12 protein-coding genes are annotated in these 12621 nt (G+C 69.5%); 4 read left to right on the top strand and 8 right to left on the bottom strand.

Annotated elements, in window-relative coordinates; genetic code table 11:
• Nucleotides 1–36 precede the first annotated feature (36 nt).
• From rimM to ACK4JY_RS01970, 4 genes are all read right to left on the bottom strand, one after another.
• Nucleotides 37–564: a ribosome maturation factor RimM gene (rimM, locus tag ACK4JY_RS01985; protein WP_409602521.1), complete on the bottom strand. Its 528-nt coding sequence runs from the start codon at nt 562–564 to the stop codon at nt 37–39.
• Nucleotides 565–700: 136 nt separating this feature from the next.
• Complete coding sequence (gene rpsP, locus ACK4JY_RS01980; protein ID WP_409602520.1) at nt 701–1285, bottom strand: 30S ribosomal protein S16; 585 nt, start codon at nt 1283–1285, stop codon at nt 701–703.
• 24 nt (nt 1286–1309) lie between these two features.
• The gene (gene ffh, locus ACK4JY_RS01975) at nt 1310–2833 is read right to left on the bottom strand and encodes a signal recognition particle protein (protein ID WP_409602519.1); all 1524 of its coding nucleotides are present in this window, start codon (nt 2831–2833) and stop codon (nt 1310–1312) included.
• Between the two features lie 210 nt (nt 2834–3043).
• On the bottom strand, nt 3044–3190 hold the full coding sequence (locus ACK4JY_RS01970) for a hypothetical protein (protein WP_409602518.1): 147 nt from the start codon (nt 3188–3190) through the stop codon (nt 3044–3046).
• 125 nt (nt 3191–3315) lie between these two features.
• Here ACK4JY_RS01970 and ppc point away from each other — a divergent pair, with 125 nt between their 5' ends.
• Nucleotides 3316–6012, top strand: a complete 2697-nt coding sequence (gene ppc / locus ACK4JY_RS01965) for a phosphoenolpyruvate carboxylase (RefSeq protein ID WP_409602517.1) — start codon at nt 3316–3318, stop codon at nt 6010–6012.
• 90 nt (nt 6013–6102) lie between these two features.
• On the opposite strand, the gene ACK4JY_RS01960 is transcribed toward ppc, so the two are convergent.
• The gene (locus ACK4JY_RS01960) at nt 6103–8277 is read right to left on the bottom strand and encodes a M3 family metallopeptidase (protein ID WP_409602516.1); all 2175 of its coding nucleotides are present in this window, start codon (nt 8275–8277) and stop codon (nt 6103–6105) included.
• Nucleotides 8278–8401: 124 nt separating this feature from the next.
• On the opposite strand from ACK4JY_RS01960, the gene ACK4JY_RS01955 reads away from it, so the two are divergent.
• On the top strand, nt 8402–9253 hold the full coding sequence (locus tag ACK4JY_RS01955) for a glutamate racemase (protein WP_409602515.1): 852 nt from the start codon (nt 8402–8404) through the stop codon (nt 9251–9253).
• Nucleotides 9254–9269: 16 nt separating this feature from the next.
• On the opposite strand, the gene ACK4JY_RS01950 is transcribed toward ACK4JY_RS01955, so the two are convergent.
• Nucleotides 9270–9803, bottom strand: a complete 534-nt coding sequence (locus ACK4JY_RS01950) for a carboxymuconolactone decarboxylase family protein (RefSeq protein ID WP_409602514.1) — start codon at nt 9801–9803, stop codon at nt 9270–9272.
• A gap of 88 nt (nt 9804–9891) precedes the next feature.
• Nucleotides 9892–10446, bottom strand: a complete 555-nt coding sequence (locus ACK4JY_RS01945; protein ID WP_409602513.1) for a peroxiredoxin — start codon at nt 10444–10446, stop codon at nt 9892–9894.
• Between the two features lie 231 nt (nt 10447–10677).
• Between ACK4JY_RS01945 and ACK4JY_RS01940 the strand changes: the two genes are divergently transcribed.
• Complete coding sequence (locus ACK4JY_RS01940; RefSeq protein ID WP_409602512.1) at nt 10678–11562, top strand: SIMPL domain-containing protein; 885 nt, start codon at nt 10678–10680, stop codon at nt 11560–11562.
• Between the two features lie 45 nt (nt 11563–11607).
• Entirely contained in the window at nt 11608–12036 is a 429-nt protein-coding gene (locus ACK4JY_RS01935) for an HIT domain-containing protein (protein WP_409602511.1), read from the top strand.
• On the opposite strand, the gene ACK4JY_RS01930 is transcribed toward ACK4JY_RS01935, so the two are convergent.
• Nucleotides 12020–12589, bottom strand: coding sequence for a hypothetical protein (locus tag ACK4JY_RS01930; protein WP_409602510.1), 570 nt, complete (start codon nt 12587–12589; stop codon nt 12020–12022). The genes ACK4JY_RS01935 and ACK4JY_RS01930 overlap by 17 nt on opposite strands.
• Nucleotides 12590–12621: the final 32 nt, after the last annotated feature.

Below are 12621 nucleotides of genomic sequence, written 5' to 3'. Positions count from 1 at the left end.
GAATGGACCGGCTCAACGCGCCGCAACAGCTCCGGTTCAGTCCGGCTCGCGTTCTCCAACCTCGACCGGCCGGACGGCCAGCAGCCAGCCGTCGGCGAGGTGAACCTCAGGCGCGGCCGCCTTGGTGAACGGCAGGTACCAGGTCGGGCCGCCGGCCGCCGGAGCGATCTCCAGCATGTCATCGGCCCCGAAATTCTGCACCGATTTGACGGTCCCCAGAACGACCCCCTCGGGGTCGCGCGCTTCCAACCCGACCAGATCGGTCAGATAGAATTCGTCCTCATCGGGCTCCGGCAGCCGGTCGCGCCGGATGTGCAGCTTCAGCCCGCGCAGGGCGTCGGCCTGTTCCTTCGTGGTGATCTCCTTCGCCCGCCCGACCACGGCGGCCTTCTCCGGCCGCGCCGAGATCAGCGTCAGGCCGACCGAGCCGTCGGCGCGCAGCAGCGGGCCATAGGACATCAGCGCCATCGGATCGGCCGTATAGGCCGTGACCCGCACCTCGCCCTTGACCCCGAACCCGCCGGCGATCTGGGCGACGAGGATGAGCGTGTTGTCGGTAGTCATGGCCGCCTCGTTCTGATCCCGCGCCTCAAGTAGCGCGAAGCGCGACAGGCGCATCCCAATAAGTGAAAAGCAGCGCCCGGGCGTCCGGACGCTGCTTTCCGATCGTCTCATTCCGCCAAAGCGGAAACCGGAGCCGTCAGGCTTCGGTCTTCTCTTCTTCGGTCGCTTCGGTGGCCGGGGCTTCTTCAGCAGCGGCTTCAGCGGCCGGAGCCTCTTCAGCGGCGGCCTCGGCCGGAGCTTCCTCGGCGGCGGCTTCCGGTTCCGGGGCCGGGGCGTTCTTGGCGGCTTCGGCAGCGGCCTTGGCCTCTTCCTTGGCGCGCTCGGCGGCTTCGGCGGCTTCGACCTTGGCGGCGGCTTCGGCCTCGGCGCGGTCAGCTTCGCGCTGGGCCCGCTCGGCGGCGCGTTCCTGGGCCTTCTTGCCCGGCTCGGCCTTCTTCGGATTGTTCGACTGGGTCCATTTGACCTTGTCGGCCAAGGCTTCGTCCTGGCTCAGGAAGCGGGCCACGCGATCGGTCGGCTGGGCGCCCTTGGCGAGCCATTCCGTGATCCGGTCGGTCTTCAGCGTCACGCGCTTCTGCTCGCCGTCGCGCGGCAGCATCGGATTGTAGGTGCCGACCCGCTCGATGAATTTGCCGTCGCGCGGCGAATGCGAGTCGGCGATGACGATATAGTAGTACGGGCGCTTCTTGGCGCCGCCGCGGGCCAGACGAATCTTCAGCATTTTCAGTCTCTTTCTTTGGTCGGTCTATTTCTTGGTGGGGAAGCCCGGCAGGCCCGGAAGGCCCCCCGGAAGTTGTCCGCCGCCCAGGCCGGCGAGCCGGTCCTGGATGGCTTTCATTTCGTCGGCCGAGGGTTCCGGCATCCGGCCGCCCCCCAGCGCCTTGAGCCGGGCCATGTCGGCCCCGCCGCCGCCGCCCATGCCGGGCATGCCCATCATGGCGGCCATCTGCTTCAGCCCCTTGCCGCCGCCCTTGGACATGGACTTGACCATGTCGGCCATCTGGCGGTGCTGTTTCAGCAGGCGGTTGATCTCCTGGACCTCGACGCCCGCGCCCCGGGCGATGCGCTTCTTGCGGCTGGCGTTCAGCAGGTCGGGCTTCTTGCGCTCGGCCTTGGTCATCGAGCCGATGATGGCTTCCTGACGCGCGATCATGCGATCGTCGACGCCGCTCTCGGCCATCTGGTTCTTCATCTTGGCCACCCCGGGCAGCATGCCCATGATGCCCTGAAGACCGCCCATCCGCTTCATCTGCTGCAGCTGGGCGGCGAGGTCGTTGAGGTCGAACTGGCCCTTGGCCAGCTTGCGCGCCATGGCCTCGGCCTTGGAGGCGTCCAGCTCCTGCGACGCCTTTTCGACCAGGGCGACGATGTCCCCCTGGCCGAGGATGCGGCCGGCGACGCGGCGGGCGTCGAACACTTCCAGCGCATCGACCTTCTCGCCCGCGCCGATGTATTTGATCGGCAGGCCGGTGACGGCGCGCATCGACAGCATGGCCCCGCCGCGCCCGTCGCCGTCGGCGCGGGTCAGGACCAGGCCGGTCAGCGGCAGGCGCTCGTGGAAGGCCTTGGCGGTGCGCACCGCGTCCTGACCGGTCAGGCTGTCGGCGACCAGCAGGGTTTCGACCGGTTTGGCGACGGCGGCGACCTCGGCCACCTCCGCCATCAGCGCCTCGTCCAGCGTAATGCGGCCGGCGGTGTCGAGGATCAGGACGTCGAAGCCCTGCAGTTTCGCCGACTGAAGCGCCCGCTTGGTGATCTGGATCGGCGACTCGCCGGCAACGATCGGCAGGGTGCTCACTTCGATCTGTTTGCCGAGGGTCTGCAGCTGCTCCATGGCCGCCGGACGACGCGTGTCCAGCGAGGCCATCATGACCTTCTTGCGGTCGAACTTCGTCAGCCGCAGCGCCAGCTTGGCCGAGGTCGTGGTCTTGCCCGAGCCCTGCAGGCCGGCCATCAGGATGACGGCGGGCGGCGTGGCGTTCAGGTTGATCGGGGTCGGCTCCTCGCCGCCCAGCATCTCGACCAGGCCGTCATAGACGATCTTGACCACCTGATCGGCCGGCTTGACCGAACGGATGACGTCCTCGCCGGTGGCGCGCTCGGTGGCGAAGGCGATGAAGTCCTTGACGACCGGCAGGGCGACGTCGGCCTCCAGCAGCGCCACGCGGACTTCGCGCATCGCCTCGGAAACGTCCTTCTCGGACAGGGCGCCGCGCCCGGTGATCCGGTCGAAGACGCCTGTCAGCCGCTCGTTCAGAGCCTCGAACATTCACAACCTCTGTTGGCGCAGGCGACGCGGCTCCATACGACAACAGCCCCCGGCGACGATCACGTCGGCGGGGGGTTCTCGCCTGCCTCGTCCCGACGGATCGGGTGTCGTGCAGGTGGAGACGCGAGGTTCACTTGCGTCGGAAGCGGCGGCTTATGGCGGAAAAGCGGGGCCAAGACAAGGCAGGCGGCGGCACGAGGCGCCCGCCGGCTACATGCCCTTCGACGGATCGTCCGACGGCGTGTGCGGATCGGCCTGGTTTGAGGCCTTGCGGCTACGCATCATCGCCCAGACCACGGCGACGCCGAGCAGGAGGGGGCCGCCGACGATGACGATGCCCCAGGGGAATGCTTCCATGATGGTTCTCCTTTCAGGGAGACCAACCCGCTGAAACCGGATTTGCTCCCCCTCGCCCCGTCGCGCGCTCGCCAAGCCGGAACGACACGGGCATGGTTCGCCCACCGCTCTCCCCGGGAACCGACATGATCCAGGCCGCCGACGACCGACTGCGAGACGAAGTGCGCCTGCTGGGCGGGCTGCTCGGCGAGGTGATCCGCGACGAGGGCGGGCAGGATCTCTACGACCGCATCGAGGCCGTGCGTCAGGCCTCGGTGGCCTGGCACCGCGACGCCGGTCCCGCCGACGCCGCCCGGCTGGAAAAACTGCTGGGCGAGCTGTCGCTGGACGACGCCGTCGGCCTCGCCCACGGCTTCGCCGTCTTCTCCCTGCTGGCCAATGTCGCCGAGGACCGGGCCGGCAAGCGCCGCGCCCGCGAACAGACCGCCGCCGGGGCCCGCGCCGACACCCCCGAGGGCGCCCTGCAGCGGCTGTCCGAGGCCGGCGTCTCCGACACGGCCGCGCGCGACCTGCTGTCCGGGGCCCTGATCTCGCCGGTGCTCACCGCCCACCCGTCCGAGGTCCGGCGCAAGAGCGTCATCGACCGCATCGCCGCCGTGTCCGACCTGCTCGACGCCTGCGACCAGAACGATCTCGCCTGCTCGCCCGAGGTGCTGATGACCGGCCTGCGGCGGCAGACCATCATCCTGTGGACCACCCGGCTGGTGCGTCAGGCCGGGCTGGTGGTGCAGGACGAAATCGACACCGTCGTCTCCTTCCTCGAGCGGGTGTTCCTGCGCGTCGCCCCGGACCAGCTGGCCGACTGGCGCAAGCGGCTGGACGCGCCCGATCTGGAGCCCTTCATCCGCATCGGCACCTGGGTCGGCGGCGACCGCGACGGCAATCCCAATGTCGACGGCGCCGTCCTGTCGGCGGCCTTCCGCACCCAGGCCCGCGCCGCGCTCCGCCACTATCTGGACGAGGTCAATGCGCTCGGCGCCGAGCTCAGCCTGTCGGGCTCGATGAGTCATGTTTCTCCGGCGCTGGAGGCCCTCGCCGGCGCCTCGGGCGACCGCTCGCCGCACCGCGCCGACGAGCCCTATCGTCGCGCGCTCAGCGAGATCTACGCCCGCCTCGCCGCCACCCATCCGGTGCTGACCGGCCAGCCGGCGCCGCGCGCGCCCTCCTTTGTCACGGATCCCTACGCCGGGCCGGACGCCTTCCGCGCCGATCTGGCGGTGCTGCGCGACAGCTTGATCGCCAACCATGGGGCGGTGTTCGCCGACGACCGACTGGCCAGGCTGGTCAACGCCGTCGACGTGTTCGGCTTCCACATGGCCACCCTCGACCTGCGCCAGAACGCCGACGTCCACGAACGTGTGGTCGCCGACCTGCTCCGCGTCGCCGGCGTCTGCCCCGACTATCTGGCGCTGGACGAGGAGGCGCGGCTTGGGTTGCTGGCGGCCGAGCTGGCCTCGGGCCGCCCGCTGTTCAGCCCCTATGCGACCTATCAAGACGAGACGCTGAAGGAACGCCGTATCCTCGAGGCGGCGGCCGAGGCCCTGCGCCTGTTCGGGCCGCAGGCGATCCGCACCCATGTGGTGTCCAAGACCGACGCCGCCTCCGACCTGCTGGAGGTCTATCTGCTGCTGCGCGAGGTCGGCCTCTACCGCCCCGAGGACCCCGCCGCCTGCCCGATCCAGGCCGCGCCCCTGTTCGAGACCATCGACGACCTGCGCGCTTCGCGGCCGACGCTGGAACGGCTGCTGCGCGAGCCGTCCGCCCTCGCCGTGGCCCGCGCCCGCGGCGTGCAGGAGGTGATGATCGGCTATTCCGACTCCAACAAGGACGGCTCCTACCTGACCTCGACCTGGGAGCTGCACGAGGCCTCGCGCGCGCTGCTGCAGGTCACCGATGCGGCGGGGCTGCGGCTGCAGCTGTTCCACGGCCGCGGCGGCGCGGTCGGCCGTGGCGGCGGCTCCAGCTTCGCCGCCGTCGTCGCCCAGCCGCAGGGCACGGTCGCCGGCCGCATCCGCGTCACCGAACAGGGCGAGGTCATCGCCAACAAATACGGCGAACCCGACGTCGCCCGGCGCAACCTCGACGCCCTGACCTGCGGCGTGCTGCTGGCCTCGCTCAAGCCGCCGGTCGACGAGACCTTCACCGCCCGCCACGGTCCGACCGTCGCCGCCCTGTCGCGCGCCTCGATGGCCGCCTACCGGGCCCTGGTCTATGAGACCGACGGCTTCGTCGACTATTTCCGCGCCGCCACCCCGATCGCCGAGATCGCGGACCTGAAGATCGGTTCGCGCCCGGCATCGCGCACCGCCTCGACCGCGATCGAGGACCTGCGCGCCATCCCCTGGGTGTTCAGCTGGAGCCAGTCGCGCGTCATGCTGCCCGGCTGGTTCGGCTTCGGCTCGGCGGTGCAGGGCAGCGACATGGACGAGCTGCGGACCATGGCCCGCGACTGGCCCTTCTTCCGCACCCTGATCCAGAACATGGAGATGGTCATGGCCAAGGCCGACATGACCATCGCCCGCCGCTACGCCGCCCTCGTCCCCGACCCGGCCCTGGCCGAGCGGATCTTCGCCGCCATCCAGGCCGAATGGGATCGCACCCATGCGGCGGTGCTGGCGATCACCGACCAGACCGCCCTGCTGGCCGGCCAGCCCGAGCTGGACCGGCTGATCCGCCTGCGCATGCCCTATGTCGAACCGCTCAACCATGTGCAGATCGAGCTGATCCGCCGCCGCCGCGCCGGCGACGACGACCCCCGCGTCCGCGAGGGCATATTGCTCAGCCTCAACGGCGTCGCCGCCGGACTGCGCAACAGCGGGTGAGGAAAAGGCCGACGGATCCCTCCGTCGGCCCCTTCATTTACACCCGCGCTCCGCGCGGCGCCCTCCAGCAGCCCGAAGGGCGATAGGGCCCTAAGAGACCGGGAAACCCCGCACCTTCAGCAACGCCGTCACGTCCGGATCGCGACCGCGGAAGCGGCGGTAGGCCTCGGCCCGGTCGGTGGTGTTGCCCTCCGACAGGATGATCGCCTTGTAGCGCGCCGCGATGTCCGCATTGAAGACGTCGCCCGACTCCTCGAAATAGGCCCAGGTGTCGGCGTCCATGACCTCGGACCACAGGTAGCTGTAATAGCCGGCCGAATAGGCGTCCGAGGTGAACAGGTGATTGAACTGCGGCAGGCGGTGCCGCATCACGATCTCCTTCGGCATGCCGTAGCGTTCCAGGCTCTCGCGCTCGAAGGCGTCGATGTCCGCCGGCGGCGTGGCCCGGGTGTGCAGGTCCATGTCGACCAGGGCCGAGGACAGATAGCTGACCGTCTCATAGCCCTGGTTGAAGGTGGCGGCGGCCTCGACCTTGTCGACCAGCGCCTGCGGCATCGGCTGGCCGGTCTCCACATGCTTCATGAAGCCGTCGAGGATCGGCCGGCTCAGCACCCAGTGCTCATGCACCTGCGACGGATATTCGACGTAGTCGCGCGGGGTGCCGCCCAGCGCCGGATAGGTGATCCGGTACGACAGATAGTGCAGGGCGTGGCCGAACTCGTGGAACAGGGTGGTGGCGTCGTCCAGCGAGATCAGGATCGGGTTTGTGCCCTCGGCCTTGATGAAGTTGTTGTTGTTCGAGGCCAGCACATTGTCGACGCCGTCATAGGTCGAATACGACCGGTAGGTCGTCATCCACGCCCCCGACCGCTTGCCCGAGCGGGCGAAGTCGTCGGAGTAGAACAGGCCGACGTGGCTGCCGTCGGCCTTGTTCGTGACCTCGAACACCTCGACGTCCGGATGGAAGACCGGAACCGTCCCCTTCGCCAGCGGCGTGAACGCGTACCCGTACAGCCGCTCGGCCATATGGAAGGCGCCGCGCTTGACGTTGTTCAGCTCGAAATACGGCTTCAGCTCGTTCTGATCGAGATCGTATTTCTGCTTCCGCACCTTCTCGGCGAAATACAGATAGTCCCACGGCTCGATGTCGTGACCGGCTATCGCGCGCATGTCGGCGACCTCCTCAGCGACCCGCGCCGTGGCCGGGGCCCAGACCCGCATCATCAGATCCATGGCGGCGGCCGGCGTCTTCGCCATCGTGTCCTGCATTCGCCATTCGGCGTGATTGCCGAAGCCCAGCAGGCGGGCGCGTTCGGCCCGCAGCTTCACGATCTCGGCGATGGTGGCGTTGGTGTCATTGGCGTCGCCGTTGTCGCCGCGATTGACGAATTTGCGCCACACCTGCTCGCGCAGGGCCCGGTCGTCGGCGAACGACAGGAAGGGGTCGACGCTGGAACGGGTGTTGACGATGGCGAAGCCGCCCAGGTCGCGGCTGCGCGCCGCGGCGGCGGCCGCCGCCTTGTTCGACGCCGGCAGGCCGGCCACGCCCGCCTCGGCCGGAATGTGGGTGAAGGTGTTCTCGTCGGCGACGACCTTCTGGCCGAAGCGGGTGAAGGCGTTGGACAGGGCGGTGTTGATCCGGCCCAACTCGGCCTTCTTCGCCGCGTCCAGCGCCGCGCCGCTGCGCACATAGGCGTCGCGGCTACGCTCGGCCAGACGGCTCTGTTCGGCGCTCAGCCCGGCCGCCGCGGCGCCGTCGGCCACGGCCTTGATGCGGGCGAACAGCTTTTCATTGAAGGTGATCTCGTCGCCCGCGGCCGACAGCAGCGGCGACACCTCGGTGTCGACGGCCTGGTAGTCGTCCGAGCCGATGTTCTGCGTCATCACCCCGAACAGGGCCAGGGCCCGGTCCAGCGGCTCGCCGGCCATCTGCAGCGCCACCTGGGTGTTGGCGAAGGTCGGCGGCTCGGGGTTGTTGGCGATGGCCAGGATCTCGGCCCGTTGCAGCTCGATGCCCTCCAGGATCGCCTCCCGCAGCCCGGCGGCGGAGACCTTGTCCCACGGCGGCACGCCTTCATACGGCCCGGTCCAGGGCTGCAGCAGGGCCGCGCGCGGCGTCTGCGCCGGCAACACGGCGCGGGCGATGCGCGCGTCTTCGGCGAGGCCGGAGGCCGAGGCGCCGCCGCCGGTCTCCATGCCGTTCGAGGCGCAGGCCGACAGGGCGAACAGGCTGCCCCCGGCGATGAGAAGTTGGCGTCGATGCATGGGACAGGCCTCCGTCGTTTCTGGGCGTTGGGCGTTACCTAGGCCCTGTTGGCGCTGACTGTCACATGAACGGGCGGTAATCTTGGGCGTGGACGACAAAGGGCCGCACCGCTAACAGGCCCGCATGGCCATAGGCGTATTCGACTCCGGCGTGGGCGGTCTGACGGTGCACCGCGAACTGACGCGGCGCTTTCCCGACCGTGACTTCGTCTATCTCGCAGACCAGGCCAACGCCCCCTACGGCGGGCGCGCCGGCGAGGAGATCGTCGATCTGACCCGGGCCGGCTGCGAGCGGCTGTTCGAGGCCGGGGCCAATGTCATCGTCCTGGCCTGCAACACCGCCAGCGCCATCGCCCTGCGCCGACTGCAGCAGACCTGGGTGCCCGAGGCCCGCGCCCGCCACGGCCGCCCGGTCAATGTGCTGGGCATCATCGTCCCGACCATCGAGGCGGCCACCGGCCTGCCGTGGACCTATGAGGCCGAGCGGCGCGGCGACAAGATCGAGGCGCTGGAGATCACCGGCGTGTTCTGCACCGCCGCCACGGCCATGAGCCGGGTCTATGAGATCGAGATCGACAAGCGGCGCGAGGATCTCGCCGTCTTCTCCGAGCCCTGCCCCGGCCTCGCCGGCCTGATCGAGCTCGGCGCCCCGGCCGAGGAGCTGACCGTGGTGGTCAACGACCACGTCGACACCCTGCGACGCCGCATCGGCCGCCACCCGGACAAGGCCATCCTCGGCTGCACCCACTATGAGATCGTCGCCGACCTGTTCGCCGCCGCCCTGCCGCCGGGCACGCCGGTGATCCACCAGCCGACCGCGGTCGCCGACGCCCTCGACCGCTATTTCGACCGCCATCCCGAATACGCCCTGGGCGGCTCCGGCCGGCGCGACTTCCTGACCTCCGGCCAGCCCGGGCCGCAGTCCGATCTGGTCAGCCAGTTCTGGGGCGCGCCCCTGACCTTCGATCGCGCTTGACGAATGCGGTTCGGCGCTAGCCGGCCAGCGCCGTCTCGGAAGCGACGATCCGGCTGGCCGCATGAACCACCGCGCCGATGCGCAGCGCCGCCTGGACCTGGGTCGCCGGCACGCCATGCTTGCGCAGTTCGCCCTCGTGGGCGTCGAGGCAGGCGCCGCAGCCGTTGATGGCGCTGACCGCCGTCGACCAGAGCTCGAAATCCATCTTGTCGACGCCGGGATTGGCAAGGACGTTCATCCGCAGCCGGGCCGGAATGGTCGTGTACTCCTGGTTCTTCATCAGGTGCAGCGACCGGTAGTAGATGTTGTTCATGCCCATGATGGCGGCGGCCGACTTGGCGGCGTTCAGCGCCTCGGGCGTCAGCACGGTCGCGGCCTGGGCCTCGATCGCCCTGACCACGGGCGCGACGCCGATGGCGTGCGCCGAGGCGAGGAAGCAACCCCATTTCTGCTGGTCGTTGAGCACCGTCTCGGAGGCCAGCGAGCCGAGGTTCAGGGAGATGTCCTTGGCGTAGGCGGGAATGAGGTCGCGCAGGGCGTCGATCGACATGGGAGGTCCTCGAAAAATCAGTTCTGGAAACGAAACAGGCGGCGACTTCCGCCGCCGCCTGTCGAAGTTTGGAGACGGTTCGCCGCCGTTAGGCAGCGAGCGTCTCGCCGCCCACCGGGCGGTTGCAGGCGCACAGCTCGTCGGTCTGGAGGGCGTCGACGACACGCAGGGTGTCGGCCGGGGCGCGGCCCACGTTCAGGTTGGTGACATAGACGTGCTGCACGATGTTGTGCGGGTCGACCACGAAGGTGGCGCGCAGGGCGACGCCCTCTTCCTCGTCGAGAACGCCGAGGGCGCGGGCCAGCTTGCCGCCGTTGTCGGCGAACTGCCAGATCGGCAGCTTGCTCAGGTCGGCGTGGTCGCGGCGCCAGGCCAGTTTGACAAACTCGTTGTCGGTCGAGCCGCCCAGAACCACGGTGTCGCGGTCGTCGAAGTCACGCGCCAACGAGGCGAACTCGGCGATTTCGGTCGGGCAGACGAAGGTGAAGTCCTTCGGATAGAAGAAGATGACCTTCCACTTGCCCTCGAAGCTGTCCTGGGTCAGCGCCTCGAACGCCGAGACGCCGTTCTCTTCGTGGCTGTTGAAGCCCGGCTTGACGCCCGTGATCTTGAAGTCCGGCAGTTTTTGTCCGACGCCCAGCATGCGCTGTTCTCCTGATGGTTCTGAAAGAGGGAATCTCTGGAGCGCCGGGGGAGCGGCGCCGCAGGTGCGAATTGGCGTTTGCACTGCACAATGTCAATGAGTGGCGCCGCGACAGATCGATCAATTTTTCTTATAGCTGCCATAGGGCTGACGAGGTCTGACGATTGCCGGTCCATCGATTTACCGATCAGGGTTTCGCGGGCACTGTGCGGACCCGCCAAGGAGCCTGTCATGCACCGATTGATCGCCGCCGCCCTCGCTGTCGCGACCGCGGCAACCGCCGCCCCCGTCCTCGCCCAGACCCCGCCCGCGACCATCGGCGAGCGGTACGTCCCCGCTCCGTGGTGGATGCGCGAGCCGGTGATCGCCTCGATCGGCCAGGTCCGCACCCAGGTCGCCGCCAACCGGTCGAACTTCAGCGCCAGCTTCCAGTCGGTCGACCGCACCGCCGCCGACGCCTCGCGCAAGGCCGCCGACCAGGTTCGCGCCCTCGGCCAAGCGCTGGCCGACTACGGAGTCGAGGTCGTCCGGGTCGAGACCACCCTGTCGACCCGCCCGCTCTATGACCAGTACCGCGACGAGAACGGCGTCCTGCGCGACAACGCCCGGTCCGACCAGATCGAACGCTATCAGGCCGACGCCACGATCAGCGTCACCGTCCGCAACACACGGGTGCTGGAACGGGTCTACGCCACCGTCGTCGCTTCCCGGCCGACCTCGATCGGACAGGTCTCCTTCCACCTCGAGCCGGACAATGCGCTGAAGACCTGGCTGCAGGGCGAGGCGGTCAAGGACGCGGCGCGTCGGGCCCGCGAGGCTGCGGGCAACGCCGGCGCGACGCTGGGCGAGGTCAAGGTCATCGATCCCACCGGCCGCGGCTGCGAGACGGACGTGCTGGCCGGCTGGCCCTCCTACGGCTCGGGCGGCCTCGCCACCGACGTCGACGCCAGCGACATCGTTGTCACCGCTTCCCGCATGGGGGGACCGCCGCCGCCGCCGCCGCCGGCTCCGGGCATGGCGCCGTCCGAGGCCGAGATCGAATCCGCTCGTCTGGCCCTGCAGCCGCCGCTGCGCGAACTGACCGATCGCGCCTGCGTCGTCTACGCCCTCGACTGAGACGGCTTCGGTTGACGCGGCCCGCTTGTCGCGCGACCGAAGGACATGACGCCGCCATTCAAAGCCGACCCCGCCTTCGACCCCGGCTCCATCGTCGTCGACGACTGGCCGCTGTGCCAGGTGCGGCTGCAGGACGACGCCCGCTTCCCGTGGTTGATCCTGATCCCGCGACGCGACGGGCTGCACGAACTGGAGGACTTGGCCGCGCCCGATCGGGCGGCGCTGATGGACGAGATCGTCCGCGCCGGCGAAGTCGTGCGGATGCTGGGCGAGGCGGCCCAGCGGCCGGTGCAGAAGCTCAACGTCGCCGCCCTCGGCAATGTCACCGCCCAGCTGCACGTCCATGTCGTCGGCCGCCGCCACGACGACGGCCTGTGGCCCTATCCGGTCTGGGGCCGGCCCCGCGCCGCGCCCTGGGGCGCCGCGGCCCTGCAGGCGATGGCGTCGCGGATCCGGCTCAGTCAGGCCGAGTGAGGGTCACCGGCCGGGTCTCGCCGTCCAGCGTCAGCCGGCCGCTCCAGCCGCCGCCGGTCCGCTCCAGCGTGATCACGCCCCCGCCCTCCAGCGTCAGACTGCGTCCATCCGACAGGGCCGCGCCCGACCGGGGCACGCCCGTGCTGCCCGGGTCGCGCCAGCCGCCCTCGACCGGTCCGAAACCGGCATCCATCAGCACCAGATCGTACAGGGTCGCGCCCGTCGCATCGACGACGCGCCAGGCCCCGTCGAGCGGCCCGGCCATCTGGTCGGCGCGGATCTCGGCCGAGGCGACGCCCTGCTCATAGGCGATCTCGATGTCGGTCGGCGTCACCTCATAGGAGCCGGCATAGGCCTCGACCGTGACCGGCGCGGTCAACGGTCGACGGTGCGCGACGTTGGCGACATCCCCTTCGGCGCGCTCGCGACCGAAGTCCGACCCCGGCTCGAACGGCCGGATCACCGGCGCCACATAGGGCGTCAGCGTCGAAGGATGGGGCGCGGCCTGCGGCGTCAGCCAACCGGCCAGCACGGCGATCAGGATCCCCGACATGGCCCCACTGTGCCGTCATCGGCCCGATCTGG

This window comes from Brevundimonas sp. (assembly GCF_046295595.1).
Classification (GTDB): domain Bacteria; phylum Pseudomonadota; class Alphaproteobacteria; order Caulobacterales; family Caulobacteraceae; genus Brevundimonas.
This window is presented reverse-complemented; position numbering and strand designations above follow the sequence as displayed.

Coding starts and splice junctions, on each gene's coding strand:
- rimM (WP_409602521.1), bottom strand. CDS start 564: ATGACTACCGACAACACGCTCATCCTCGTCGCCCAGATCGCCGGCGGG.
- rpsP (WP_409602520.1), bottom strand. CDS start 1,285: ATGCTGAAGATTCGTCTGGCCCGCGGCGGCGCCAAGAAGCGCCCGTAC.
- ffh (WP_409602519.1), bottom strand. CDS start 2,833: ATGTTCGAGGCTCTGAACGAGCGGCTGACAGGCGTCTTCGACCGGATC.
- ACK4JY_RS01970 (WP_409602518.1), bottom strand. CDS start 3,190: ATGGAAGCATTCCCCTGGGGCATCGTCATCGTCGGCGGCCCCCTCCTG.
- ppc (WP_409602517.1), top strand. CDS start 3,316: ATGATCCAGGCCGCCGACGACCGACTGCGAGACGAAGTGCGCCTGCTG.
- ACK4JY_RS01960 (WP_409602516.1), bottom strand. CDS start 8,277: ATGCATCGACGCCAACTTCTCATCGCCGGGGGCAGCCTGTTCGCCCTG.
- ACK4JY_RS01955 (WP_409602515.1), top strand. CDS start 8,402: ATGGCCATAGGCGTATTCGACTCCGGCGTGGGCGGTCTGACGGTGCAC.
- ACK4JY_RS01950 (WP_409602514.1), bottom strand. CDS start 9,803: ATGTCGATCGACGCCCTGCGCGACCTCATTCCCGCCTACGCCAAGGAC.
- ACK4JY_RS01945 (WP_409602513.1), bottom strand. CDS start 10,446: ATGCTGGGCGTCGGACAAAAACTGCCGGACTTCAAGATCACGGGCGTC.
- ACK4JY_RS01940 (WP_409602512.1), top strand. CDS start 10,678: ATGCACCGATTGATCGCCGCCGCCCTCGCTGTCGCGACCGCGGCAACC.
- ACK4JY_RS01935 (WP_409602511.1), top strand. CDS start 11,608: ATGACGCCGCCATTCAAAGCCGACCCCGCCTTCGACCCCGGCTCCATC.
- ACK4JY_RS01930 (WP_409602510.1), bottom strand. CDS start 12,589: ATGTCGGGGATCCTGATCGCCGTGCTGGCCGGTTGGCTGACGCCGCAG.